Source organism: Sphingobium vermicomposti (genome assembly GCF_011762025.1).
GTDB lineage: Bacteria > Pseudomonadota > Alphaproteobacteria > Sphingomonadales > Sphingomonadaceae > Sphingobium > Sphingobium vermicomposti.
The window spans coordinates 76,372-101,638 of sequence record NZ_JAASQR010000001.1 but is presented as its reverse complement, the minus strand read 5'-3'; the positions used below and the strand labels follow the sequence as shown (position 1 = coordinate 101,638).

28 protein-coding genes and 1 tRNA gene are annotated in these 25,267 nt (G+C 62.3%); 10 read left to right on the top strand and 19 right to left on the bottom strand.

The features are described from left to right. Positions 1–9: 9 nt before the first annotated feature. The 10 genes from FHS54_RS00555 to uvrA form a co-directional block, all read right to left on the bottom strand. Positions 10–351 carry a glycine zipper 2TM domain-containing protein gene (locus tag FHS54_RS00555; RefSeq protein WP_167301848.1) on the bottom strand — a complete coding sequence of 114 codons (342 nt, stop codon included), beginning with the start codon at positions 349–351 and terminating at the stop codon, positions 10–12. A gap of 197 nt (positions 352–548) precedes the next feature. Beyond that, positions 549–764, bottom strand: coding sequence for a hypothetical protein (locus FHS54_RS00550; protein WP_167301847.1), 216 nt, complete (start codon positions 762–764; stop codon positions 549–551). Positions 765–917: 153 nt separating this feature from the next. Beyond that, a complete protein-coding gene (locus FHS54_RS00545; protein ID WP_167301846.1) occupies positions 918–1,127 on the bottom strand; it encodes a hypothetical protein in 210 nt (69 codons plus the stop codon). A 70-nt stretch (positions 1,128–1,197) separates the two neighbouring features. Then, positions 1,198–1,410 carry a cold-shock protein gene (locus FHS54_RS00540; RefSeq protein ID WP_167301845.1) on the bottom strand — a complete coding sequence of 71 codons (213 nt, stop codon included), beginning with the start codon at positions 1,408–1,410 and terminating at the stop codon, positions 1,198–1,200. 179 nt (positions 1,411–1,589) lie between these two features. Further along, the gene (locus FHS54_RS00535; RefSeq protein WP_167301844.1) at positions 1,590–2,588 is read right to left on the bottom strand and encodes a hypothetical protein; all 999 of its coding nucleotides are present in this window, start codon (positions 2,586–2,588) and stop codon (positions 1,590–1,592) included. Positions 2,589–2,684: 96 nt separating this feature from the next. Then, positions 2,685–2,879 carry a hypothetical protein gene (locus tag FHS54_RS00530; RefSeq protein WP_167301843.1) on the bottom strand — a complete coding sequence of 65 codons (195 nt, stop codon included), beginning with the start codon at positions 2,877–2,879 and terminating at the stop codon, positions 2,685–2,687. Beyond that, positions 2,857–3,462 carry a hypothetical protein gene (locus tag FHS54_RS00525; protein ID WP_208404702.1) on the bottom strand — a complete coding sequence of 202 codons (606 nt, stop codon included), beginning with the start codon at positions 3,460–3,462 and terminating at the stop codon, positions 2,857–2,859. Before FHS54_RS00525 ends, FHS54_RS00530 begins: the two co-directional genes overlap by 23 nt. Then, the gene (relB, locus tag FHS54_RS16375; RefSeq protein ID WP_243855538.1) at positions 3,414–3,605 is read right to left on the bottom strand and encodes a type II toxin-antitoxin system RelB family antitoxin; all 192 of its coding nucleotides are present in this window, start codon (positions 3,603–3,605) and stop codon (positions 3,414–3,416) included. The genes FHS54_RS00525 and relB overlap by 49 nt, the downstream gene beginning before the upstream one ends. Positions 3,606–3,652: 47 nt before the next feature. Beyond that, positions 3,653–5,281 carry a hypothetical protein gene (locus FHS54_RS00520; protein ID WP_167301842.1) on the bottom strand — a complete coding sequence of 543 codons (1,629 nt, stop codon included), beginning with the start codon at positions 5,279–5,281 and terminating at the stop codon, positions 3,653–3,655. A gap of 26 nt (positions 5,282–5,307) precedes the next feature. After that, on the bottom strand, positions 5,308–8,286 hold the full coding sequence (uvrA, locus tag FHS54_RS00515) for an excinuclease ABC subunit UvrA (protein WP_167301841.1): 2,979 nt from the start codon (positions 8,284–8,286) through the stop codon (positions 5,308–5,310). 163 nt (positions 8,287–8,449) lie between these two features. On the opposite strand from uvrA, the gene FHS54_RS00510 reads away from it, so the two are divergent. The 4 genes from FHS54_RS00510 (at position 8,450) to FHS54_RS00495 (ending at position 10,146) form a co-directional block, all read left to right on the top strand. Continuing rightward, on the top strand, positions 8,450–8,665 hold the full coding sequence (locus tag FHS54_RS00510) for a hypothetical protein (RefSeq protein ID WP_167301840.1): 216 nt from the start codon (positions 8,450–8,452) through the stop codon (positions 8,663–8,665). 100 nt (positions 8,666–8,765) lie between these two features. After that, entirely contained in the window at positions 8,766–9,017 is a 252-nt protein-coding gene (locus FHS54_RS00505) for a hypothetical protein (RefSeq protein ID WP_167301839.1), read from the top strand. Positions 9,018–9,250: 233 nt separating this feature from the next. Further along, on the top strand, positions 9,251–9,799 hold the full coding sequence (locus FHS54_RS00500) for a hypothetical protein (protein WP_167301838.1): 549 nt from the start codon (positions 9,251–9,253) through the stop codon (positions 9,797–9,799). A 158-nt stretch (positions 9,800–9,957) separates the two neighbouring features. After that, on the top strand, positions 9,958–10,146 hold the full coding sequence (locus FHS54_RS00495) for a hypothetical protein (RefSeq protein WP_167301837.1): 189 nt from the start codon (positions 9,958–9,960) through the stop codon (positions 10,144–10,146). Between the two features lie 40 nt (positions 10,147–10,186). Here the strand turns inward: FHS54_RS00495 and FHS54_RS00490 are convergent, their stop codons facing one another. The 4 genes from FHS54_RS00490 to FHS54_RS00475 form a co-directional block, all read right to left on the bottom strand. Beyond that, positions 10,187–10,477, bottom strand: a complete 291-nt coding sequence (locus FHS54_RS00490; RefSeq protein WP_167301836.1) for a hypothetical protein — start codon at positions 10,475–10,477, stop codon at positions 10,187–10,189. Between the two features lie 60 nt (positions 10,478–10,537). After that, positions 10,538–11,212: a glutathione S-transferase family protein gene (locus FHS54_RS00485; RefSeq protein WP_208404701.1), complete on the bottom strand. Its 675-nt coding sequence runs from the start codon at positions 11,210–11,212 to the stop codon at positions 10,538–10,540. Between the two features lie 117 nt (positions 11,213–11,329). Then, entirely contained in the window at positions 11,330–11,653 is a 324-nt protein-coding gene (locus FHS54_RS00480) for a hypothetical protein (RefSeq protein WP_167301835.1), read from the bottom strand. A 120-nt stretch (positions 11,654–11,773) separates the two neighbouring features. After that, positions 11,774–11,847 (bottom strand) — tRNA-Cys (locus FHS54_RS00475). Between the two features lie 190 nt (positions 11,848–12,037). Between FHS54_RS00475 and FHS54_RS00470 the strand changes: the two genes are divergently transcribed. From FHS54_RS00470 to FHS54_RS00450, 5 genes are read left to right on the top strand one after another with little or no spacing between them, the layout of a single operon-like run. After that, positions 12,038–12,670: a protein-L-isoaspartate O-methyltransferase gene (locus tag FHS54_RS00470; RefSeq protein ID WP_167301834.1), complete on the top strand. Its 633-nt coding sequence runs from the start codon at positions 12,038–12,040 to the stop codon at positions 12,668–12,670. A gap of 14 nt (positions 12,671–12,684) precedes the next feature. Then, complete coding sequence (locus FHS54_RS00465; protein ID WP_167301833.1) at positions 12,685–14,172, top strand: TolC family outer membrane protein; 1,488 nt, start codon at positions 12,685–12,687, stop codon at positions 14,170–14,172. A gap of 18 nt (positions 14,173–14,190) precedes the next feature. Then, positions 14,191–14,664 carry a PopZ family protein gene (locus tag FHS54_RS00460; RefSeq protein ID WP_167301832.1) on the top strand — a complete coding sequence of 158 codons (474 nt, stop codon included), beginning with the start codon at positions 14,191–14,193 and terminating at the stop codon, positions 14,662–14,664. Positions 14,665–14,711: 47 nt separating this feature from the next. After that, positions 14,712–17,639 (top strand): valine--tRNA ligase, encoded by a 2,928-nt coding sequence (locus FHS54_RS00455; RefSeq protein ID WP_167301831.1) that lies wholly within the window; start codon positions 14,712–14,714, stop codon positions 17,637–17,639. Positions 17,640–17,678: 39 nt separating this feature from the next. After that, entirely contained in the window at positions 17,679–19,121 is a 1,443-nt protein-coding gene (locus tag FHS54_RS00450) for an MATE family efflux transporter (RefSeq protein ID WP_341785915.1), read from the top strand. A 15-nt stretch (positions 19,122–19,136) separates the two neighbouring features. Here the strand turns inward: FHS54_RS00450 and FHS54_RS00445 are convergent, their stop codons facing one another. Further along, positions 19,137–20,747: an ATP-binding protein gene (locus tag FHS54_RS00445; RefSeq protein WP_243855615.1), complete on the bottom strand. Its 1,611-nt coding sequence runs from the start codon at positions 20,745–20,747 to the stop codon at positions 19,137–19,139. Between the two features lie 262 nt (positions 20,748–21,009). Between FHS54_RS00445 and FHS54_RS00440 the strand changes: the two genes are divergently transcribed. Beyond that, complete coding sequence (locus tag FHS54_RS00440; protein WP_208404699.1) at positions 21,010–22,077, top strand: acyltransferase family protein; 1,068 nt, start codon at positions 21,010–21,012, stop codon at positions 22,075–22,077. A 6-nt stretch (positions 22,078–22,083) separates the two neighbouring features. On the opposite strand, the gene FHS54_RS00435 is transcribed toward FHS54_RS00440, so the two are convergent. From FHS54_RS00435 to der, 4 genes are all read right to left on the bottom strand, one after another. Further along, on the bottom strand, positions 22,084–23,079 hold the full coding sequence (locus FHS54_RS00435; RefSeq protein WP_167302628.1) for an LLM class flavin-dependent oxidoreductase: 996 nt from the start codon (positions 23,077–23,079) through the stop codon (positions 22,084–22,086). A gap of 55 nt (positions 23,080–23,134) precedes the next feature. Continuing rightward, positions 23,135–23,575, bottom strand: coding sequence for an Hpt domain-containing protein (locus tag FHS54_RS00430; RefSeq protein ID WP_167301828.1), 441 nt, complete (start codon positions 23,573–23,575; stop codon positions 23,135–23,137). A gap of 94 nt (positions 23,576–23,669) precedes the next feature. Further along, positions 23,670–23,885 carry a sulfurtransferase TusA family protein gene (locus tag FHS54_RS00425; RefSeq protein WP_167301827.1) on the bottom strand — a complete coding sequence of 72 codons (216 nt, stop codon included), beginning with the start codon at positions 23,883–23,885 and terminating at the stop codon, positions 23,670–23,672. Further along, positions 23,872–25,242 carry a ribosome biogenesis GTPase Der gene (der, locus tag FHS54_RS00420; protein ID WP_167301826.1) on the bottom strand — a complete coding sequence of 457 codons (1,371 nt, stop codon included), beginning with the start codon at positions 25,240–25,242 and terminating at the stop codon, positions 23,872–23,874. Before der ends, FHS54_RS00425 begins: the two co-directional genes overlap by 14 nt. Between the last annotated feature and the right edge of the window lie 25 nt (positions 25,243–25,267).

Here is a 25,267-nt window from a genome sequence, read left to right as displayed (position 1 = left end):
CCCTTTTTGTTATTCGCAGCGTACGTCGTTGCGATCAATTGCACGACCGGCGAGGGCGCCGCCGCCTGCGCCGATTATGGTGCCAAGCGTTTTTGATCCGCCGGGCGCGATGATGTTGCCCAATACGCCCCCCGCAATTGCGCCGACTATTGTGCCGGTGGTGCCGTCGTCGCGCTTGCAATAATAGCGGCCGTCTGCGTCGCGGTAGATATAATCATTTTCCCTGATGGGGCGGCCTGAATAGGTGCCGCCTGCGGGGCGGTTATAGCCGTAGCGGTCGCCGTAGCCGTTGGTGCAGGCCATGAGCGGAAGTGCCATCAACGCGGCGGCGAGGATTGGGGTGGGCTTCATTTTTCTCTCCTTTTTCGACGCCCCTTGCGGGAGATAACCCCTGGAAGGGCGGGAGGTTGCGTAAGCGGAATGGATGATTTTTGTGGCGTTGAGACCAGGCCGCCCGCCAACGGTTCCGCGCTAAAGGGGGGAAAAGCGCGGGCCGGGCGGGCGGGTGCCAGCGGCTGAGGGATAGCCGCTGGGAGAGGGGTGAGGCTTTAGCTGGCCAAGGGGGTCGTTGATGCGCTGTTGCTTGGCATCGACGTGCGGGGCGGGGTCATGGTGCTGGTGCGTGCCGAGCGGTCGGAGATGTCGCTGCGGACCTGCTGATAGCGGGACTTGAGGTCGTCCGTGAACTCGGTCAGCTTGCCTTCGTCATAGAGCTTCTTGCCGACGTAGCCAGCGATTGCGCCGAAGATGAGGGTACGGATCATGTGGGAAACTCCTTGGGTCAAATGCCGTGGGATGCGGAATTTGAAGGAGTAACGGGCGGCCGCCCTTTGGGTTCCCGCCGTAATAGGAGGAGGCGACGGGGTGCGCCGGACGACCGGCAGAATGATCAGGCCCAGTGGATCAGGGCCGGCGGATCAGGCCAGTTCGGTGTCGGCGTCGGCAGCAGCGGCGGCGCTGGCGGCTTCGCGGCGGGCGCGGTTGCGGTCGGCGAGGTCCTGGCGTTCGGCCATGGCGAGGAAGCCGGCTTCGGAGCGGAGGCAGCGGTCGCGGACATTGGCGAGCGTTGCGGCGTTGGCTTCGTTACGAGCCTGGGCGGCGAGGCCGCGATAGTCGGGATGAGTCATAGTGCGCTCCTTGTTCGAGGGAAGCGTCCGGGCACCGTTGAAACGACGCCCGGACGATCAGCGCAACCGGTTATTCGGCGTGCTGGAGATTCACAGCTGCCATCTTGCCGCGACGATCTTCTTCCAGATCGTAGGACACGCGGTCCTTTTCGCGCAGCGTGGTCAGACCAGCGCGCTCAACGGCGGTGATGTGAACGAACGCGTCTGCGCCGCCATTGTCGGGGGCGATGAAGCCATAGCCCTTGTCGGCGTTAAAAAACTTGACGGTTCCAGTGATGCTCATGGGTAGTTCCTTCTTTCGTACGGCCTGTCCCGTGTGGACGGACCGGGTGCTAGAGGGGCAGGGAAAGAAGGAGTTTAGGGCCGCAAAGCGCCGAAAGACCGTCGATTTGCGACTGTAGCAGCGCCTATATAGCTGGCGGGGGCCAGAATAGCAAATCGGCCACCCCTGGAGGGAGCCCTTCATCCCGATCCTTCCAGCGCGGCGAAGCCGAAAAAGGCGTCCCGCGCAAATGCGGCGGCGTCTTCATAGGGGCGGCGCTGGGCGTTCGCCAAGGCGATGAGGGCTTCGCTTTCCTGGGGCGTCAGGTCGCGCTCATAAAAGTCTATGTCGTAGATATCGTCGCTCTCTTCGCCGTCGAATCCGGGTGGGGCGGGATAGTCGGTGCGCCAGGTTTCCCGCTCTTCATCCCACCAAGCGCCGCGCAGGCGGGCGGCGGCTTCGTCGGGCGGAAGGGTGATGCGATCGACCGGCGGCGCGCGAAGTTCACACCGTTCATGGAAGGGGTGGCCCTGACCCTTTTTGCCGTCATGCAGCCCCATGCGCGCGGCGATGAACAAAGCGGCGGACGCGCCGGGGGAGAGGGCGGTGGCGGTGGATTCGATGCTGTCGGAGAAAGTGGGGTCGAGCAGGTCTGCGTCGGGCAGGGCGTCTTCGTCCATGTCCGGCGCGGTGGAGGGGGTGAGGGTGGGGCGGTCCGCTTCCTCTTCCGGGCAGAGCATGTCGAGATAGGCGGCGAAATCCTGCGCGACGACGCGGGCGAGCGCGGCGTCGGAGCCTTCGGGCGGGTTGTCGGCCATGCGGTCGAGGCGGGAGAGCATCGACATGGCGAGGCGGTTGTCGTGGCGGTGGCGGGTGATTTCGCCTGCTTCGGCGTCCTTGCGGATCACTTCCTCATGGCCGTTGAGGGCGCGGGCGAGCAGATCGTCGGCGAGGCGCGCGCGGGCGATGAGGATGGCCGCGTCCCAGCCGAGGCGAAAGGCCGCGCCGTCGCGGCGGATGCGCAAGGCATAGGCGGCGCGGGGCGAGATGTGGACGGCGTCGCAGGCCGTGGTGATGACGCCGGTGGCGGCGAGGGTTTCAAGGAAATGCCGCTGCCGCGCGGGGCTCCAGCCGTCGGCGCGGCTTTGCTGCGCGGGGGTGGGGAGGCCGTGAGGGAGAGAGGCGAAGTGGTAGGACATGGGCGGCAAGCTCCTTTTTATGGGAGGGTTTGCCGGGACGGTATAACAGGTTGGGGGTTGTAGGACAGAACAAAATGGGAACGGTGGTGGGAAGGGCTACCAGTTGCCGCCTGCGTCCTTGATGGCTTTGAGCAGTGCCTTCTTGGAGGCGGTGCGGCGGGTGCCGCTGTTGCGGGGTATGTCGGCGTCGGTAATGCCGAGTTCGGCGCGGCGGCGGGCGAGATCGGTGGCGAAGCTCTTGAAGGCGATGCGGCGGCCCGGCCAGTTTTCAATCTTGTCGGTCGAGGACATCTTCAGCTCCAAAATCGCCGCCGGTTTCATGTCGGACGCGTTGTTCAAGATAGTCCATATTGGCGTCCGGGTGAAGGCGCAGCAGCGTTTGGGCTTGGGCGAGCATCTCGCGGGCGGTGCCGGACGCATATTGCCCCATACGGTCGGCGATCAGGTCTTCCACCGAGATGATGGCAAAGGGCGGGCTGTCGTCAAAATCTTCGACAAGGGCGATGTGTTCGCGTGTTACTGATCCATCGAGTGGCATGTCACCTACGACCTCGAAGCCAAGGCCAAGGTCGGGATGGACCCATCCGCGCGTGGCGCGTCCTGGTCCTGATGGGCGGACGAAACCGTGGCGCTGGAATTCTGCTTCCAGCGTATCCTGTGCTGGGGAGCAGAGATCGAAGTCGCCGGTCGTGATAAACCCCATGCTGTAGAATTCCACCGCCGCGCCGCCCACGAGGATGGGGCGGGTGAAGCCCCGTTCGACCATTGCGGCGCATATGCGCGCGAAGATTTCAAGCGCGGCGGTGAATTCGGGGCGGTAGGGGGTCACGGGTGTGGCGACGATCCGGTTTTCTGCCTGGTTATGATCGCCCAAAGTTCGGCCATGACCTCTTCATGTGGGATGCCGGGTGCCGTATCCGCCAACCTTGCCTCAACCTTCGCGCGGAACCAGGCGTCGTAAGCCTCGGCTTCCTCGGTCGTCGCGAACTCGGACTCTATGGGGGTGAGTTTGGTCATAAGGGTAATGTATCAGGAGGAAGTTACTGTGCCAATGTAGTGCCTGTTCATGGCTGCGCGCTAAAACCGGATAAGGCCGCCGCTATGCCTTGATCCACCGTAAGCATCGGCAAAACCGTTGCACTCGCTCCAATATTTTCAACTTTCGCCAACGTCACGATGCGCATAGCATCCTGCTCTTTGATGGCATCATTCCATATAATCGCCCGCACGGTATCCTGCGAAACTTGGAGAATTAATACCCGCTTAAAGGTATAATTTAAGATTCCCCCACTTCCTCCAGATATTCTACCTTCATAGCATAATGGCTTCTTGTCGAGGCGTCCGCTGAGAGTAATATCCCCCAGCTTGTATGTGCAAGTCGCTCCCTCTGGATCTGTGACAAGGGTGAAAGTTTTGTCATCTGAGCAGAAGGAGCCATTCTCGGCCGACCCATGATCCTTGAAGAAATCAAAGGCGGCAAAAAGGAGCGCTCTATATTTTCGGTCCTGCTCCTTGGCGTGCTGCCCGAATGAAGTCCGCGCCTTTTCTAACGTACTTCGAGCGTTAGATACTTTAGATCGTGCGTCTAAGAGTGCAGCCATATCAACAGCGTCGCAACTACTATCATCAACGGCTTCGAGGATCATCTCTGCTCGCGTGACATAGCCCTTCTCAGCGAGTGACCTTGCCAAATTGGCCGCGGCGATTCCGCTGCCGAGTTTTAGAGCTTGTTCGAAGTATTCGTTCTGCACTGACTCTTCAGCGTTTCCAATCGCTACGCCCATATTATTTGGTGAGCTTTGCCACCTCTTATCGCCTGTCCCAAGCTCGGCATATCGCTGGTAAGCAATGATTTTCGTCTCTGAAATATTGCCATATGAATACGCTAAGTTGAATAGCGCATTTTTGTTGCTTGCATCATAGTTAACAACAATTTCTCTTAAGATAGCTCTTGAGAATGTGTCTTCATCTGAACCGCTAACTTCCGCTAGCTTGTCAAACATCGCAGATGTTTCTCGATCGGTGGTGCCTGAAATAAGCTGGCGGCGGCAAAACTCCAAAGCGCGCTCGGTGCCGAAGAGGTCGTTGTAGAAGCTAACTCCTTCGCGCAGAACCCAGTGATGCTTATCTGAGTTGTGGCGGGCTATCGCCTCATTAAGTGTTTGCTCTGCACGATTGGCATCGTGGAGTCGCATAAACCGCCTTATCAAGAAGATCAGCGGCCATACCCATGTGACATTTGCATCGGCAAGGTTACGAAGTTCCGGGCCTTCATCCCCCAAAGAAAGCTCTCGGCGGCGATCAACATACAGACTTTCCCAAAAATCAGGGTCGTCTCGGTATGAACTGGTCTCCTTAAATCGGTCGAAACTCTCGGCCAATTGAACCGCGTCATCAAACAACCAAAACAAATCGCGCTTCTTCGAAACGTCCTCCTCAGCAACTTCGGCAAGAGTCTGAACCGACGTAGGGGTATCGTCGATAGATTCTGTCTGAATCGGGACGATTTCAGTTCTCATTTCGCTTGCTGCAGACGAAGCTTTTCTGTCGAGCTTGAACCAATCTTTGACGTTGAAACTCAAATCGCCAGCGGAACTCGTAACCCTCCAAACGATAATCAGTGCGACGACAGCGATTATGCTCGCCGCAACCGGCCATGCCAACGCCTCGGCTAGTTTAATTCCGTTTTCCAAGACCGCTTCCCCCTTCGATCATTCACTTACTCCGCCGCCACAGCCTCCATCCCCAACATCGGCGCGAGATAGCGCCCGGTAAAGCTCCGGGCGTTCTTCGCCACCTTCTCCGGGGTGCCTTCGGCGACGACTTCGCCGCCCTTGACGCCGCCCTCTGGTCCCATGTCGATTATGTAATCTGCGGTCTTGATGACGTCCAGGTTGTGCTCGATCACGACCACGCTGTTGCCCTGTTCGACCAGGGCGTGGAGGACTTCGAGGAGTTTGCGGACGTCTTCGAAATGGAGGCCGGTGGTGGGCTCGTCCAATATGTAGAGCGTCTGGCCGGTGGCTCGGCGGGCGAGTTCCTTGGCGAGTTTGACGCGCTGGGCTTCGCCGCCGGAGAGGGTCGTGGCTTGCTGGCCGACCTTTATGTAGCCGAGGCCGACTTCGGCGAGCATGGCCATCTTGTCGCGGATGGGGGGGACGGCCTTGAAGAATTCCACCGCGTCCTCGACGGTCATGTTCAGCACATCGGCGATGCTGTGGCCCTTGAACTTTACCTCCAGCGTTTCGCGATTGTAGCGCGCTCCGTGGCAGACGTCGCAGGTGACATAGACGTCGGGGAGGAAGTGCATTTCAATCTTGAGCAGGCCGTCGCCGGTGCAGGCTTCGCAGCGACCCCCCTTTACATTGAAGCTGAAGCGGCCCGGCTTGTAGCCGCGCGCCTGGCTTTCGGGGAGGCCCGCGAACCAGTCGCGGATGTTGGTGAAGGCCCCGGTATAGGTGGCCGGGTTGGATCGGGGGGTGCGACCGATGGGCGATTGGTCGATGTCGATCACCTTGTCGCAATGTTCAAGGCCGGTGACCTTGTCATGCGGGCCTGCGACGATGCGCGCGCCGTTCAGCTGGCGCGCTGATGATGCGTAGAGGGTGTCGATGGTGAAGCTGGACTTGCCCGATCCCGATACGCCGGTGATGCAGGTGAAGGTGCCGAGCGGGATCGACGCGGTGACATTTTGCAGATTGTTGGCGCGGGCGTTGTGGACGGTGAGTTTCTTGCCGGTGCCCTTGCGGCGCTTTGGCGGGACTTCGATGCGGCGGGTGCCGTTGAGATAGTCCGCGGTCAGGCTGTCGCGGTGGGCGAGCAGTTCGTTCAGGGAGCCTTGCGCGACGATCTGGCCGCCGTGGACGCCTGCGCCGGGGCCCATGTCGACGATATAGTCGGCGGCGCGGATGGCGTCTTCGTCATGTTCCACGACGATGACGGTGTTGCCGAGGTCGCGCAGGCGCTTCAAGGTGATGAGCAGGCGGTCATTGTCGCGCTGGTGCAGGCCGATGCTGGGTTCGTCGAGGACGTAGAGGACGCCCGACAGGCCGCTGCCGATCTGCGAGGCGAGGCGGATGCGTTGGGATTCGCCGCCCGACAGGGTGCCGCTGGTGCGGTCGAGGTTCAGATAGTCGAGGCCGACATTGTTGAGGAAGCCGAGCCGCTCGACAATTTCCTTGAGGATGGCCTTGGCGATCTGGTTCTGCTGGTCGGTGAGCTGCGCGGGGAGGGTGGAGAAGAAGCCGAGCGCGTCCACGACCGAGCGGCGGGTGGACATGGAGATGTCCTCGCCCGCGATCTTGACCGCGCGGGCTTCGGGTTTGAGGCGGGCGCCGTGGCATGTCTCACACGGCATGGCGGTTTGGTATTTGCTCAGTTCCTCGCGCATCCAGGCGGATTCGGTCTGGAGCAGGCGGCGGTTGAGGTTGCCGATGACGCCTTCGAAGGCTTTCTTGACCTCGTAGGATTTTTTGCCGTCTACGAACTTTAGCGTGACGGGTTTGCCGCCGGTGCCGTGGAGGATGATGAGCTTTACCTCTGGCGGGAGGTCCTGCCAGGGCGTGTCCAGGGTGAAGCCGAACTCCTTCGCGAGGGAGCCGAGGACTTGCATATAATAGGGGCTGGGCGGGTTGGATTTGGCCCAGGGGACGATCGCGCCCTTTTTGAGGGTGAGGGCTTCGTTGGGGACGACGAGTTCGGGGTCGAACTCCTGCCGCTCGCCCAGGCCGTCGCAGGCGGGGCACGCGCCTTGCGGGGCGTTGAAGGAGAAGAGGCGCGGTTCGATTTCGGGGATGGTGAAGCCGCTGACGGGGCAGGCGAATTTTTCGCTGAAGACTATGCGGTTTTCCGGGATGGCGGCACCCTTAAGGTTCCCCTCCCGCTTGCGGGAGGGGTTAGGGGTGGGCTCTTCCATGCTGGCGTTGGAGGGCCCACCCCCTAGCCCCCTCCCGCTTGCGGGAGGGGGAACGACGGTGCCGTCGGCCAGGTCGATATAGGCCAGGCCGTCGGCGAGCTTTAGCGCCTGTTCGAAGCTGTCGGCCAGGCGGGTGGACATGTCCGCGTCCACGGCCAGGCGGTCGACTACGACTTCGATGTCATGCTTGTATTTCTTGTCGAGGGCGGGGGCGTCTTCGATCAGGTACATTTCGCCGTCGATGCGGACGCGGGTGTAGCCTGCCTTCTGCCATTCCAGCAGTTCCTTGCGGTACTCGCCCTTGCGGCTGCGGACGACGGGGGCGAGGAGGTAGAAGCGGGTGCCCTCCGGCAATTGCATCACGCGGTCGACCATCTGGCTGACGGTCTGTGCGCTGATCGGCTCTCCGGTCGCGGGGGAATAAGGGATGCCGACGCGCGCCCAGAGGAGGCGCATATAGTCGTAGATTTCGGTGACGGTGGCGACGGTGGAGCGCGGGTTGCGCGACGTCGTCTTCTGCTCGATCGAGATGGCGGGGGAGAGGCCGTCAATATGTTCGACGTCGGGCTTCTGCATCATCTCAAGGAACTGGCGGGCGTAGGCGGAGAGGGACTCCACATAGCGGCGCTGACCCTCTGCATAGATGGTGTCGAAGGCGAGGGAGGACTTGCCCGAACCCGACAGGCCAGTGATGACGATCAGGCTGTCGCGGGGGAGGTCGACGTCCACGCCCTTGAGGTTGTGCTCGCGCGCGCCGCGCACGGAAAGTGTAGTGAGACTCATGGGGCGTGTTGTTCCAGATTTGTTCCTGAGGGGCAAGCCGTCGTCGCGCGGATATGGGCGCGGTAAGGGCGGGCCGCAAGCCGGGCGGAACCGGGCATCGGGACTATCCGTTTCATAAGGGCAAGCGCGGAAGGACGATAAATGGCCGCGCGAGGAGAATGAGATGACGAACAAGACCGATATCAGGCCCAACAGCCGGGAAGAGGCGCATGACGAAAGGCCGACCGATGCCCAGGACCATGCCATGACGCCGGAAGAAAAGCTGGAGGAAGGGCTGAGGGATTCTATGGATGCGTCCGATCCCCCGGCGGCGACCACGCCCGGCGACGATGGCCACCCGGTTCCTTCGTCGGGTTATAGGGAAGGCAAGCAGGATTGATGGACGGCTCCATTAATGCTGATATGATCGCGAAGAGGTCGAGCCGGTCCGGTGTCATGACCGGATGGTTCGCCTCCAACGGAGAGAGGAACCCTGTTCTATGCCCACTTCCGCCACTCCCGCGATCGAACGCATCGCCCGCGTTCTGGCAGGTCGTCAACTCAGCCTGAATGGCGAGGGAAACGACCCGCATGCGTCGAGCGCGGTGGACGCCAGCTGGCGCGAGCATGTGGATGACGCCTATGCGATCCTGCACACATTGCGCGAGCCGGACGCCGACATGGCCGAGGCTGGCGATGTCGCGATATGGCGCAAGATGATCGGCGCCGTGCTGGAACGGCGGGCCGAATGAGCGCCGGGCCAGAAGCGGGATGCTATCCCTTTAGCCCCGCTTTTGGCCGGTCCGGCGGTCGTTCCGCCGTGCCTCACGCTGACCAAATCATTCGCATCTTTCGCATATTTATATGTTGCGCCGCACAAGGAAACATGATTCCTTGTAAAGGTCGGCAGGGTTCGCGCTTAAGCATTCAGTAACCATGATGGGCGCATCCTCTGCTGATCGACTTGAAGTCGGAGGGCAAGAGCATGGGCACCAATGCAAGACCGGCTGACGGGGCCGTCACACTCGCGGAACTGCGTGAATTCGCCAGTTTCCCGTCTGCCACGCAGCGCTATATTCGCCGTTCGCTGGACATCGGCCTCCACCGCCGCGACGCCATGATATTATGGTCGCGCGACATGGTGGAGGAAGCCAGCATCCGCGCGCAGGCGCGCATTTATGGGCGGCTGGACGAGATCAAGACGCGGGTGCCCGACGATAGCGGGCTGGACCAGATGGAGCCGTTCATGGCCCCGCTGGTGACGATTTCCGCTTTCGATCTGGGGCAGGACCGGCTGGGCAGTTTTTCCGCCTATCGCTTCCTGTATGAGCGGCTGTTGGGGGCGGGGGCCAGGCCATGGTTGCCGGGGGCGTTCTGCGCGGCGGCGAGCCTGCCGCACCTTCATCCCGAAAAGCGCCGTGCGCTGCTCCAGTCGATCAGCGAGGCGGCGGCGACAGCGGTCGGCTGGTCGAACCGCGAGCCGACCTTTTATCCCGAATGGGTGGAAAAGGTCGACATGAGCAAGGCGAACTGAGTTTTCTGCAAGCGGCCTGCCCCATGCGGGCGGGCGCTTCGCATGCCTCCCCGGCGCTTGGCCAGCGGGCGGGGTGACCGTCTCAGTTTGAAATTGGCTCCATGCCTGTCGCATCCTGACGCACCCTCCTATATGGGAGCGCAAAGCATGGAGACGAAATGGCCGATTTATACCTGAAGGCGTTGGAATCCGAACGCAGGAGCCTTTGGGCCGCATGCCGGTTGAAGGGCCTTGCCAAGGATACGCCGGAGCGCCTGCGCATCGCTGAACTGGATGTGCTTCTTCGCGAGCATAAGGAGAAGAAGGGGGTTAAGGCCCCGGTGGAGAAAGGTGCCGCGCCGAAGTGATTGGCGAGGCCATCAGGATCGGGCAGTCAGCGAACCCTGATTATTTCCGGGTTTCTTTGCATACATTGATGCCGTCCAGTTCCGCGCGCGGCTCGCACTTGTATCCGCATTCATAATCGCCCCCGTCAGGATCAGGCAGCGTCCTAAGTTGGTCAATCGCCGCCTGCTGGCAAAGATCGAAGGTTTTAAAGCCTTCGATTTCCCTATGCTTTGTGAGGTCAGTCCGATCGGGATATATGAAGGCGTCCCACTGGTCGGGACGGCTGTCACAAGCAGCAGCCGACAAGGCGAGAAGCGGCAGCAGCCATTTGGCGATGCGGATATCTTTCATCGGCAATGACCCCCTGGGCATCGACAGGCAAAATCCAAAGCCCGGTTCAATCGGACAGCATCAATCCGATAGGGGCGGGGCTTCGAAGCGGTCGATGACCCATTCTTCGGCTTGTGCTTCGCCGATCCATTCCTGCATCCACGGGTGGGCGACTACCGCCTGCATATAGGCCTGGGCGAAGCGCGCGACGGGGAGTTGATAGGTGATGAAGCGGGTGACGACCGGCGCGAACATCACGTCGACGGCGCCAAATTCCCCGAACAGAAAATCGCCCTCTCCGCCATGGCGGGCGCGGGCCTGCGCCCATAGCTCCATGATGCGGCTGATGTCGTGCGCCACGCCCTCCGACGGCGGGACAGGGGCATAGATCTGGCGGATGTTCATGCTGTGCTCGCGCCGGAGGGCGGCGAAGCTGGAGTGCATTTCCGCCGCCATCGACCGCGCCATCGCTCGCGCCGCAGGGTCGGCGGGCCAGAATTTGTCGCCGCCGGTCTTTTCATTCAGATATTCGATGATGGCCAGGCTGTCCCAGACGACCAGATCGTCGCCATCCCACAGGATCGGCACCTTGCCGGACGAGGGGGCGAATTCGTCCCCTTCGCGCCGTTTTTCCCAAGCTTCGTCATAGAGGGGGACGACGACTTCCTCAAACGGCAGGCCGCTGAGCTTGCACGCCAGCCAGCCGCGCAGCGACCAGCTGGAATAAGCCTTGTTACCGATAAACAGCTTCATCATACCCCCTCTTTAGACGGGGGCGGGAAAGGAAGTCGAGAGCGGCTTTCGCTATCCGTTAATAGGGTGTCGGGCCGTTAATAGAGTGTCGGGGCGGCGCAGCCCGTGCCGCGCGCCGGATCAATTGTCGCAATATTCCCAGCGGCCCGCGTTGCACGCCGCCACTGCGCGACGCCAGGCCGCCATTTCGCGGGCATAGTCGGCGCGGGCGTTCGCATAGGTTTCGCGATCGTCGTCGGCCACGCGGTAGGTCGGGCGGTTGCGGGCATCGCGTTCGCGGACATAGGCGAGCTGCTGCTGGTTCATCCGTTTGATGATCGCGCGGTCACGCGCCTTTGCCGCTGCGCTGCGCATCGTAGGGTCGCGGGGATCGTCGGCCATCGCCGCCGCCGGAACGAGTGCGGCGACCAAAGCGAGCGCGCAACCTAACAGACCAACTTTCATGGAAATCCGACCCCCTTATTTGCGCCGACTTTTCGCCTGACAGAGCGGGGTTTGGCAATCGAATTGCGACGAATTGTGAGAGGGTATGGTTTCCCACGGCATGGCCGAGCCAGAGGATTTTGGAGGCCCGAGCCGGAATCGAACCGGCGTGCACGGATTTGCAGTCCGCTGCGTCACCACTCCGCCATCGGGCCTCGCCAAGTGGGACGCCGCAAATGTGCGGCTTTCGTCGCAAAGTCAAGCGTGGGGGAGCGCGGGTTGGCCCAAGATTCTTGGGTCAGGGCGTGGAAAGCTGCTTGGCGTTGCCTGCATGCTGATTTAGAGGTCCATAATGTCAGTGCTGTGTTGCGTTCGCAATACAGTTGTGCCAATCGAGGAAATGTCGTGACCGAGCAGAATTTTTCATCGATGCGGGCCGCCATGGTCGAAAGCCAGCTGCGCACGAGCGGAGTCGATGATCAGCGTGTCGTCGCCGTGATGGCACGGATGCCGCGTGAGGACTTCGTTCCGGCCGAACGGCGCGCCATGGCCTATATCGACCGCGCAATCCCGCTGGGGGGCGGGCGTGCGATCAACCCGCCGCTGGCGACGGGCCGCCTGTTGAAAGAAGCGCAGGTAGAGCCGGGCGATCGCGTGCTGCTGATCGGTGCGGCCACTGGTTATAGCGCCGCGCTGCTGAAGGCGCTGGGCGCGCAGGTGACTGCGGTCGAGGAAGAGGGCGGACCTGAGGTCATGGGCTATGACGGCGCGATCCTTCGCGGACCGCTCAGCGGGGGCGCTGCCGATGGCGCGCCCTATGACCTGTTGTTCATCGACGGCGCGGTGGAACAGGTGCCTGCCGCGATCGTGAAGCAGCTGGCCGATGGCGCGCGCGTCGTGACGGGCATAATCGAACGCGGCGTGACCCGCCTGTGCAGCGGTCGTGCGGTCAATGGCATATTGGGGCTGACCAGCCTGACCGACGTGGAAATGGTCGTTTTGCCGGGTTTCGCTGCGCCGGAAGGTTTTATTTTCTGACAGGTCGGGGTTTCATGACGGCAAGGCAGGTCTTTCCAGGGCGCTCCGCCATCACGCTTTTGCTGTTGGCCTCCTGCGTCATGCCGGTCGCGGCGGGTGCGGAAACCCTGCAGGGGGCATTGGCCAAGGCCTATCGGTCCAATCCCACATTGACCGGCGCGCGGGCGGAACAGCGCGCCAATGATGAGAATGTGCCAATCCGCAAGGCGGACGGGCGCCCTGCGCTGGAGGCGACGGGCAGCTATTCCGAAAGCATATTGAAGCCGACGATCAGCTTTACCTCTCCGCAGCGGACGGTCAGCGCCAACGCTCAGGTGACGGTGCCGATCTATTCAGGCGGTGCAGTGCGCAACGGGGTCAAGGCCGCGAAAACGCGCGTGGAGGCGGGGCGCGCCAATTTGCGGGGGACCGAGGCGTCGGTCTTTTCCCAGGTGGTCGGGGCCTATATGGACGTGATCCGCGACAGTGCCATCGTCTCGCTCAACCGGGCGAATGTGAATGTGCTGGACGTCAATTTGCAGGCGAGCAGCGATCGGTTCGAGGTCGGCGACCTGACCCGGACAGATGTGGCCCAGTCCGAATCCCGGCTGGCGCTCGCCCGGTCGGATTTGCAGATTGCAGAGGCCAATCTGATCACCAGCCGGGAAAATTACATCGCCCTGGTGGGGGATGCTCCGGTCGATCTGGAGCCGCCGCCGCCTTTGCCCGGCCTGCCTGCTTCCCCCGGCGATGCTGTCGCATTGGCGCTGCGGGACAATCCCGACATCGCCGCAGCGAACAAGGCGCGGGAGGCAGCGGGATATGATGTGCGTGTCGCCAAGGCGGGGCCGATGCCCAAGCTGTCCGCATTTTCGACCGCTGGTTATACGAATTTCCTGAATACGCAGGATTATCTGGACCAGCAGGGCAATCCGGGGACGGGTCCGCAGGTGAACAAGCAGGCGGCGGCGGGCGTGCAGCTGACCATTCCGCTGTATCAGGGCGGGCGGCCTGCGGCGCAGGTGCGGCAGAGCCAGGCGTTGCAGTCGCAGGCGATGGAGCAGGAGATCGAGGTCGAGCGCGGCGTGATCGCGCAGACGCGGTCCGCCTTTGCCAGCTGGCAGGCGTCGCTGCAGACGATCCAGTCCAACCAGAAGGCGGTGGACGCGGCTGACCTGTCGCTGGAGGGTGTGCGGGCGGAAAATTCCGTGGGCAGCCGCACGATCCTGGACATATTGAACGCTGAACAGGAAGCGTTGAATGCCAAGGTGCAATTGGTGTTCGCGCGGCGCAATGCCTATGTCGCGGGGTTCAGCCTGCTGGCGGCGATGGGGCATGCGGAAGCGGACGACCTGAGCTTTGACACGGGGGCGCTGTACGATCCGTTGATCAATTATGAGCGGGTCGATGACAAATGGTTCGATTGGGATTTTGACCGCGCGCCGCAACCCCAGGCGACGCGAACCGTTGACACGCCGACGCAAAATGCCAATGTGCCAGCTGGCCTGGCGCAGCAACCTTAGGATGATCGGGGACAATAGGTGGGCGATTTGAGCAAGGAACCCTCGATGGAGGACATCCTTTCGTCCATCAAGCGGATCATCGCCGAAGAGGGCGAGGAAGCGGCGCAGACTGTGTCGCGCCGTGGCCGGGCCGAGGCAAAGCAGGCCCAGGCCGAACAGCCCGCCGTCGAAGAAGTGCTGGAACTGACCGACGAGGTTGATGTGGAAGAGCCGATGTCTGCGCCCGCGTCCGAAGTTTCCCGCGCTACTGCCGATCCGGCGGGGCAGGGGGATAGCTCCATCCTGTCGGTCGAAAGCGAGGTTGCGGCGCGCCATTCGCTGTCGGCGCTGTCATCCCTGATCGTGACGCCCAGGGATGGCGATGACAATACGCTCGACGGGCTGGTCCGGTCGATGTTGAAGCCGATGCTCAAGGAATGGCTCGACGCGCGGCTGCCTGCTCTGGTGCAGGATATGGTCGCCAAGGAAATTGCGCGCATCACCGCTCGCTAGGGCGGCGGATGCCTTGCGCCTTGTGTCGCAGGCGTTAAAGCGCGTTCATGACCGAACTGCCCAAGACATTCGACCCCGCCGAAATCGAAGCCCGCTGGTACGCCCATTGGGAACAGAATGGGCTGTTCCGCCCGGAACGGCCGGACGCGGAACCCTTCACCATCGTCAACCCGCCGCCCAATGTGACGGGGTCGCTGCATATCGGCCATGCGCTGGACAATACGTTGCAGGACATAGTGATCCGGTACGAGCGGCTGCGGGGCAAGGACGCCTTGTGGGTGGTGGGCACCGACCATGCGGGCATCGCGACGCAGATGGTGGTCGAACGGCAGATGGAGGCGCAGCAGGACAAGCGCACCAACTATAGCCGCGAACAGTTCATCGAGAAGGTGTGGGAATGGAAGGCCGAAAGCGGCGGGGCGATCACGCGCCAGCTGCGGCGGCTGGGCTGTTCGATGGATTGGGCGAATGAACGCTTCACCATGGATGAGGGCTTTTCGAAGGCGGTCATCAAGGTTTTTGTCGAGCTGCACAAGCGCGGGCTGCTGTATCGCGACAAGCGGCTGGTGAATTGGGACCCGCGTTTCCGATCGGCGATTTCCGATCTGGAGGTCGAGACGCAGGAAGTGAAGGGTGGGTTCTGGCACTTCCGTTACCCGCTGGCGGACGGCGTGAAGCTGGCCGATGGCGCGGACCATATCGTTGTCGCGACGACGCGGCCTGAAACGATGCTGGCGGACATGGCGGTTGCCGTGCATCCCGACGATCCGCGCTACAGGCAAGTGATCGGCAAGGACATATTGCAGCCGATCACCGGGCGGCGGTTCAAGATCGTGGCGGACGAATATGCCGACCCGGAATTGGGATCAGGCGCGGTCAAGATTACCCCGGGGCATGATTTCAACGACTTTGAAGTGGGCAAGCGGGCGGGATTCCGCGCTGGCGAGATGCTAAACATGTTCGATGCGGACGCCAATGTGGTTCAAACGGTGGATGGTTTGATCCCGGAACGGTTCGTTGGGCTGCACCGGTTCAAGCGCGATGGCGTCGATGGCGCGCGCGAACTCGTCGTGGCGGAAATGAAGGCGCTGGGCATGCTGGTGCCGCATGTGTCGAAGAACAAGGATGGCGAGGAAGTCCTGTCCGACGCCGAGCCGCGTACGATCCAGACGCCCTTTGGCGACAGGTCCGGCGTGGTGATCGAGCCTTGGCTGACCGATCAATGGTATGTCGATGCGGAAAAGCTGGCGGTCGCGCCGATGCAGGCGGTGCGCGACGGGCGGATCGATATCGTCCCCAAGACCTGGGAAAAAACCTTCTTCAACTGGATGGAGAATATCCAGCCCTGGTGCGTGTCGCGCCAGCTTTGGTGGGGGCATCAGATACCGGCATGGTATGGATTTAATCCGGTTGATGGAAAACCTGCCGGATGGAATCCCAACGCGACTTCTTCGTCCGATCACAGTTTTGATATAATTAGTGATCCCTTTATTGCTGAAACCGAGGCCGAAGCCATTGATCTAGCCCGTAAACATTACCCCGGTGTCGATCCTACGGCTCGCTTTGAAGTTGTTCCCAATGCAGCAGCGGGTATCAAGAGCCTGCAGGGTGGCTTCGTTCCAATTTGGCGCGATCCTGACGTGCTCGATACATGGTTTTCGTCGGCCCTTTGGCCGTTTGGCACGTTGGGTTGGCCAGACGGCGAGGCGCAGCGCTTGGGGCAAGACCCCACCCCCAACCCCTCCCCTGAAGGGGCGGGGAGCAATAGTTTGCTGCAGCGCCATTATCCCAATGACCTGCTGATTTCCGGGTTCGACATTCTGTTTTTCTGGGATGCGCGGATGGCGATGCAGGGGATGGAGTTTATGGGCGATGTGCCGTGGCGCAAGCTGTACCTGCATGGTTTGGTGCGCGCGGCGGATGGGCAGAAAATGTCCAAGTCCAAGGGCAATGTGGTCGATCCGCTGGGCCTGATCGACAAGTTCGGCGCGGACGCGCTGCGCTTCTTCATGAGCGCCATGGAAAGCCAGGGCCGCGACGTGAAGATGGATGAGAAGCGGGTCGAGGGTTATCGCAACTTTGCGACGAAGCTGTGGAATGCCGCGCGCTTCCTGCAGGCCAATGGCGTCGGGGCGTCGTCCACCCATGAAGCGCCCGCCGCGCAGGCACCGGTCAACCGCTGGATCATCGCGGAGACGGTTTCGACCGTGCAGGCGATCGATACCGCCATGACCGAACTGCGTTTCGACGCGGCGGCGAACGCCATCTATCATTTCGTCTGGGACCAGTTTTGCGACTGGTATATTGAACTCAGCAAAGGCCAGATGGACGAGGAAACCCGTGCCGTCGCCGGATGGGCGTTCGACCAGATATTGGTCATGCTCCACCCCTTCATGCCCTTCATTACCGAAGAGTTATGGCATGCGATGGCCTCTTCCGCCCAGCCGCGCGAAGGCGACCTGATCGTCGCGCGTTGGCCGCAGGCGCTGTATGCCGTGGACAGCGAGGCGCAGGCCGAGATTGACTGGCTGATCCGCCTGATCAGCGCGATGCGGACAGCGCGCACCGAATTGAACGTGCCGCCGGGCGCCAAGCTGCCCGTCATCGTTCATGACGCGTCGGAGGAAACCCGTCGCCGTATCGACCGTCAGGGCGCGGCGCTGGCGCGTCTGGGCCGGGTCGACAGCCTGGCTTTTGGCGAGAGCGTTGCAGGCGGTGCGGCGCAGATCGTGGTGGACGAAGCGACATTCATCCTGCCGCTGGAAGGCGTGATCGACATCGCGGCTGAAAAGGCGCGATTGGCCAAGGCGTTGACCGCTGCCGAAAAGGAGCGGGATGCGCTGGGGGGGCGTTTGTCCAACCCCGCCTTTGTCGAAAAGGCCAAGCCCGAAGCGGTCGCCAAGGCGCGCGAAGATCATGCGGAAAAGTCCGCGGAAGCGGAAAAACTGAAGGCTGCTCTGGACCGCCTCGCCTGATCCGCTAGTTGTGGATCATAGGTAAGGAGGGGGATAAGAGTGGCGGTTGGCCAGAGGGATTTAACGCAAGGGCCGATCGGGTCGACCCTGCTGCTCTTTGGCCTGCCTACCTTGGGGTCGAACGTCCTCCAGTCGCTTAATGGGTCGATCAACACCATCTGGGTTGGCCGTTTCCTGGGCGAGCAGGCGGTGGCGGCGACGGCCAACGCCAACCTGATCATGTTCCTGATGTTTTCCATCGTCTTTGGCTTTGGCATGGCGTCGACGGTGCTGATCGCCCAGGCAGCCGGAGCGAGGGACATGGACGCCGCCCGGCGCGCATTCGGTTCGGCCATCGGCTTTTGTTTCCTGTTCGGGCTGCTGGTTGCCGCCGCCGGCTGGATCGGCGCGCCCGCGCTGCTGCGCCTTTTGGCTACGCCGCCCGAAGCGTTCGACATGGCGCTGGCCTATCTGCGCGTCATTTTCGTTTCCATGCCCGCCACGTTGCTGAGCGTGATGATGACCATGGGGGTGCGCGGCACGGGTGACGCGCGCACGCCCTTTTACTTCATGCTGTTGAATGTCGGACTGGATCTGGTGCTGAACCCGGTGCTGATCCTGGGCCTGGGTCCCGTGCCTGCATTGGGCATAGCGGGGTCGGCGGCGGCCACCGCCATTGCGGGCGTCGTCAGCTTTATATCCTTGACCCTTTTCATCTATCGCCGCGATTTGCCGCTGCGGTTGAGGGGTGGTGAATGGGGATATCTGTGGCCCACCATGCCGCAATTGCGGGTGCTGGTGGGCAAGGGGCTGCCCATGGGGTTGCAGATGATCGTCGCGTCGATTGCGGGGCTGGTGATGATCGGCCTGGTCAATCGTGAAGGATTGCTGGCGACGGCGGCCTATGGCGCGGCGCAACAGCTGTGGTCCTATCTACAGATGCCCGCCATGGCCATTGGTGGCGCGGTCAGCGCCATGGCGGCGCAGAATATCGGGGCCGGGCGATGGGACCGGATCGGCAAGATCACGGGATATGGCCTTGCCTATCTGGTCGCCTTCACGGGGGTGATGGTGGCATTGATGCTGTGGTTTCACCATCCGTTGCTGGCGTTGTTCCTGGGCAGCGACAGCGCGGCCATTCCGCTGGCCTGGCGCATGCAGCTGATTTCCAGCTGGAGCTTCATCCTGTTCGGCGGGGCGATGATCTATTTCGGCATCATGCGCGCCAATGGCGTGGTGATCAGGCCGTTGATCATCATGATCCTGTCCCTGTTCGGCGCGCGGTTGGGATTTTACCTGCTGGCCTATCCCTATCTGGGGGCCGACGCATTGTGGTGGAGCTATCCGGCGGGATCGCTGACCGCGTTGGTGCTGGCCGCGCATTCCTATTATGGCGGGGCATGGCGCAAGGAGAAGCTGGTCATCCCGCCCAGTCGGGAAGAATGTATGGAAAGCGTCAATTCCGAAGCGGAAGCGACTGGCCGGATCGCGCCGGTCGGCTGATCCGCCGGGGCGGGATCAGCGGCCCTGGCTGCGCCAGCGGGTGATGGTGCGATCCAATATATCGGCCTCTCCGCCGGTCTGACGCCATTGCTGCGTAAAGCTGGGGTCGCCGGAGGCGGGGCGACGTTCTTCCTCCAGATTGTCGAGCGCCACGCGAATGGGGACGGCGACGCCTTCGCCGCAGATAATCGCTTCTCGGTTGCGGAGCGCGGGGATGGAATCGAGGAATCCGCGCGCGCCTTCGGGCATCGCCGCTTTCACGAAGGCCTGATCCCGGTCGTTGTTCAGGCGCATGGAAATGATGGTGCCGCATTGCGACAGCACGCCTTCGGCAAGGTCGGACGGGCGCTGGGTGATAAGGCCCAGCGACACGCCATATTTGCGGCCTTCCTTTGCGATCCGTTCCAGGATGCGGCGGACGGCCTGACCGTTTCCGGTGGTCGAGCTGGGGATGTAGCGATGCGCTTCTTCACAGACCAGCAGCAGCGGGCGTTGCGGTTCGTCGCGCGCCCAGATGGCATAGTCGAACACCAGCCGCGACAGCACCGACACGACGGTGGAGGTGATGTCCGACGGCATAGCCGACACGTCGATGATGGAAATGGGTTTGCCGTTCGAAGGCATGCGAAAAATCTTGGCGATGAAGTCCTGCATCGTGTCGGCGACCAGCATGCCGGAAAACATGAAGCTGTAGCGCGGATCGGTCTTCATCTCGTCAATCTTGGTCTTGAGCCGCATATAAGGGAGCGCGCCGGTGCCCTTGTCCAGCTTTCCCATCTCATTCTGAAGGATGTTGGTGAGGTCGGACAACAGGTAGGGGATGGGCGAATCGACGGTCAGCCGACCCAGATTTTCCGCCAGCCGGTTCTTTTGCCGGGCGGCGAGCAGGCATTTGGCGAGGATGTCGCAATCGACCGTGCGGTCCGAACCGGACGAGGTGACGAACACTTCGCAATGTTCTTCGAAATTCATCAGCCAATAGGGCAGGGCCAGGTTGCCGATGTCGAACACCGCGCCATTATCCGCAAAGGCCGCGCCATATTCGCCATGCGGGTCGATCATGACGATATGCCCTTCGGGCGACAGGTCGCAGATGCGGTGCAGGATCAGCGCGGCGCTGGTGGATTTGCCGGTGCCGGTCGACCCCAGCAGGGCGAAATGCTTGCCCAGCATGGCATCGACATAGAGTGCCGCGCGCGTGTCAGCCGTGGGGAAAACCGTGCCGATCTGCACATGGGGACGATCATCGGCGGCGTAGATCTGGCGCATGTCTTCGCTGCAAAGCGGGAAAATTTCGGTGCCGGGCGGGGGATAGTGGGTGACGCCGCGACGGAAACGGCAGATGCGGCCTGTCGCCTGTTCCTGATCGCCTTCGCCCAGAAAGTCGATGTCGGCGATGATGAGGCCGCTATTCTGCCGGTCGAGCGCCATCGAGCGCACGCTGGCGATCAACCAGGTCGCCCCGACGCGCATTTTGAGCTGGCTGCCCACTTGTCCCGCCATGGCGATGCAGGGGTCGCTGTCCTGCGCCAGCGCGTGCAGGCTGGCCGCGTCCATCAGCACCTTGGAACTGGAGCCGGCGATCTGGAAAACCTCACCAATGCCGGTGGGCAGAGTGGCTGTCATCTGCGATTGCGCCTCGGTAAATTCGGCTGCTGCTGGCATGTGACTCATGTGCGCTCCCCTGCGCCGCCTGAAAAGATTCGGGCGGCCCCGCGAATTTCTAGCCTGATAGTAGTAAAGAATATGCTTATCCCGGCCATCCGGCGCGATCCCGGCTCTGTTTAACGATTTGGCGGGGCGCGAATGGCGGGAGGACCATATCCCGTCGCGGTTAAGCGCCGCCGATGGTGCGGCATCTGGACGGGATATTTGATTGCAGGACTTGATGACTGCCGACGCGGCGCGCCGATCCGATGCGATTTCCATCGCCCGCGTCATCTGCATTTTAGGCGTGGTCTATGTTCATGCGTGGACCGGCCTGAACGGCCATGATCTGGAAATCGCGCGAGGCACGCCGCAGGAAAATCTGCGCTGGTTGCTGATGGAGATTTTCGGGCGCAGCGCCGTGCCCCTGCTGGGCGTCATTTCCGGTTGGCTTGCCAGCGGGTCTTCGCAGACGTTGAGCTGGTCGCGCCATGTCGTGCGCAAGGCGCGTACCATATTGCTGCCCATGGTGTTGTGGAACGCCATCGCCATCCTGTTCGTGTCGGGCACGGCGTTACTGTTGCACCTGCCTGCGCCGGTGCCGGTGTCGCTGGAATGGGTCGTCCAAGAGCTGTTCATCGTCAGCCGCAACCCCGATATCAACGTGCAGATGCCATTCCTGCGCGACCTGTTCCTGTGCATGGTTGCCGCGCCCTTGCTGGTCCGAATGCCGGGCAGGGCGCTGGCGGCGGTGGCGGGCGTGGCTGCGATGGCGCAGGTGATGGGATGGGGGCCGCCGGTCCTGATGCGGCCTGCGATTTTGTTTTTCTTTGTCATCGGCATGATGGCGCAGCGTGGCGGGCTGGCCAGCCGGGTTGCGGCGCTTTCCTGGCCGATGGCCGCTACGCCGTTCGCGATTCTGATGGCGGTGCAGCTGTATTTTTCGTTGAAGGTCATGCCGGGGACCGGGCTGGGTATCGGGATGCTGGACCTGGCCGTTCGGGTCGCCGCCGCCACCTGTTTCTGGCGTCTGTCATGGGCGCTGGCGGGCGGGCCGGTGCGCGGCATGCTGTTGCGGATCGAGCCTTTTGCCTTCTTCCTTTTTTGTTCGCACCTCATCCTGATCTGGCTGGGGGGACCTGTGCTGGGTGCGTTGTTCGGTAAGCTGGGGTCGCCGCTTTACCCTGCCTATCTGATTGGGCAGCCGTTGCTGGTGCTGGTAGCGGTCCTGCTGCTGGGGTCGACGTTGAACCGTGCGTGGCCCGGCCTGGCGACGGTGTTGAGCGGCGGGCGATTGCGGGCGGCTTAGGTCCGTTCAGCTGCCCGCGACGCTTTGTGCGGCGGCTGCTGCGATTTCCAGGCTGCGTTTGCGGGCGTCGAAATCATGGATCTGGCCGCCGATGATCAGCTCATCGACGCCTGTCCTTTCGATGAAGCTCGCCAAGTCGCGCTCTACATCGGCCTGGGTACCGATGCTGGTGGCGCGCAGCACATCGGCCAGCATCGCCTGGGCACCGGGCGGGAGGCTTTCATAATAGCCTTCGACCGGCGGTTGCAGCTTGCCCGGCTGGCCGGTGCGCAGGCGGACAAAGGCCTGTTGCATCGAAGTGGCGATGAGGCGCGCTTCATCGGCGGTGTCGGCGGCGAAGACATTATAGCCGGCCATGACATAAGGGCGCTCCAGCTGTGGGGAGGGGCGGAAATCGCGGCGATAGACGGCAATCGCGTCTTCCAGCGCACCCGGCGCGAAATGGGATGCGAAGGCGTAGGGCAGGCCCAGCGCCGCCGCCAGTTGCGCGCCATACAGGCTGGACCCCAATATCCACAGCTGCACATCTTCGCCCGCGCCCGGCGTCGCTTGAAAGCCCAGCCGGGCGTCGCCAGCGAAATAGGCCTGCAATTCCATGACGTCGCGGGGAAATTCGTCGGGGCCGCCGGACAGAGTGCGCCGCATGGCCTGAGCGACGCGCTGGTCCGATCCGGGCGCGCGGCCAAGGCCAAGGTCGATCCGACCGGGGAACAGCGCGGCGAGCGTGCCGAACTGCTCCGCGATCAGCAGCGGCGCATGGTTGGGCAGCATTATGCCGCCCGCGCCGATGCGGATGCGCGATGTCGCCGCGCCGATATGGCCGAGCACGACGGAGGTCGCTGCCGATGCGATGCCGGGCATGCCATGATGTTCGGCGACCCAGCAGCGGTGAAAGCCCAATGCTTCGGCATGGGCGGCGAAGGCGGCGGATTGGCCGAGCGCGGCGCGAACGTCGCTTCCTTCGATGACGGGGACAAGGTCCAGAACGGAAAAACGGATCATCGCCCGCATATGGGGGCGTGATCCGTTGCGTTTCAATACTAAATTGTGGATCGGGTCAGACGGCTCGTCCGAAACCCTGCGGTCCCCCGTCGGTGCGACGACCGAAAGCAGGCTGACGCCGCGCCACCAGCGGGTTGGAGTCGCGGTCGAGCAAGGCCAGCGTTTCGGTGAAGCAGGGCCGCAGCGCCACGACGATTTCGATCAGTTCGTCGGGATCTTCCCGTGTTTCCACGCAGCGGCGCGCCACTGTTTCGATGTGTTCGGCGATGGCGCTGAGGCGATTCGCGCCAAACTGCGCCGCTTCACCCTTCAATGTATGGGCGGGGGTCACCAATGCGACGGCATTACGCTCACGAATGGCCTGTTCGATCGCGCTGATGGCTTTGGGGCCATCTTCCCGGAAATAGCCCAGGATACGAAGAAAGGCGCTGCTCAGCTCCGTCCTCGTTCGCGTAAGCTCGTTCCAGTTTACCAGTTCCGCTTCTTGATACGGCACTCGCGACACTCCCTGAAGTTCAATGCAGGATAAGAGATGTGCGTAAACAGGCGGTTAAACGGTTAAATCATTACGGACCCAGGCCCGATATATTTCAGGGCTGACGTTCCAGCGCGAAAAGATGGTCGTCATGGGTCGCGAACCGCCAGCCATGCTGGTCGGCCAGAGCCTTCAGTTCGCCCGGCGCAATGGGATCATCCGCACTGATCGTCACGGATCGCGCCGACCGCATCGCCCGCGCCGCGCGCAGGGCCGGCCATGGGCATTTCATCCCGCGCGCGTCGATATGAAGAACGTCATTTGGTGGCATAGGGATTTTTGGCGCTGCGCAGCGTCAGGCGCACGGGCACCGCGCCGAACCCCAATTCCTTGCGGATGCCGTTGACCAGATAGCGACGGTAGCTTTCGGGCAGGTCATCCAGGCGGGTGCCGAACAGCACGAAGGTCGGCGGCCGGGTCTTGTTCTGGGTGATGTAGCGCAGCTTGATGCGCTTGCCGCCGGGAGCGGGCGGCGGGTTGGCCTCCAGCGCGCGTTCGAACCAGCGGTTGAGGATGCCGGTGGATACGCGTTGCGACCAGGCGGTGCGGGTTTCGAAGGCGACGCGGATCAGGTCGTCCAGCCCTTTGCCGGTCAGGCCCGACACGGTCATGATCGGAACGCCACGCACCTGCGCAAGGCCGTCGGACAGCGCCTGCTTGATCCCCTGATACAAGGCCGAGCCATGTTCGACCGTGTCCCATTTGTTGAGACCGATGACGAGCGCGCGTCCTTCCTCCAGCACCTTGTCCGCGATCCGAAGGTCCTGCGCCTCCAGCCCGCGTGTCCCGTCGAGCAGCAGCACGACGACTTCGGCGAAATTGACGGCGTTGAGACCGTCGGTGACTGCGAGCTTTTCCAGCTTGTCCTGCACCTTGGCGCGCTTGCGCATGCCGGCGGTGTCGATCAGGCGGACCGGGCGTTCATTGCCGTCTGCGTCGGTCCATTGCCAATCGACGGCGATGCTGTCGCGGGTGATGCCCGCTTCAGGCCCGGTCAGCAGGCGGTTCTGGCCCAGAAGCCGATTGATCAGCGTTGATTTCCCGGCATTGGGCCGTCCGACGATCGCCAGTTTCAGGGGTGCGGATTCAATGTCCGCTTCCTCCAGTTCGGCCTCTTCCTCTTCTTCCTCTTCACGGTCGATATAGGGAAGCAGTGCCTGAAACAGGTCGACCATGCCCTGCCCATGTTCGGCGGAAAAGGGCACCGGTTCGCCCAGCCCCAGGCTGTACGCTTCCATGACGCCGTCTCCAGCGGTCTTGCCTTCCGCCTTGTTGGCGACCAGCACTACCGGCAGGTCGCCTTCACGGAGCCAGCGGGCGATTTCCTCGTCCATTGGGGTAATGCCGGCCCGCGCATCGACCATGAACAAGGCGAGGTCGGCGCTTTCGACTGCGGCCTGTGTTTGCATCCGCATGCGACCCGGCAGGGTCTGCGCGTCTTCATCCTCATAGCCAGCCGTATCGATGATGGTGAAATCGACGCCCAGCAGGTTCGCCTGGCCTTCACGGCGGTCACGGGTCACGCCGGGCTGGTCATCGACCAACGCCAGCTTCTTGCCGACGAGGCGATTGAAGAGGGTGGACTTGCCCACATTGGGCCGCCCTACAATTGCAACTGTGGGCAGCATGGTGGGCCCGTTTCCTTTTTTTGGT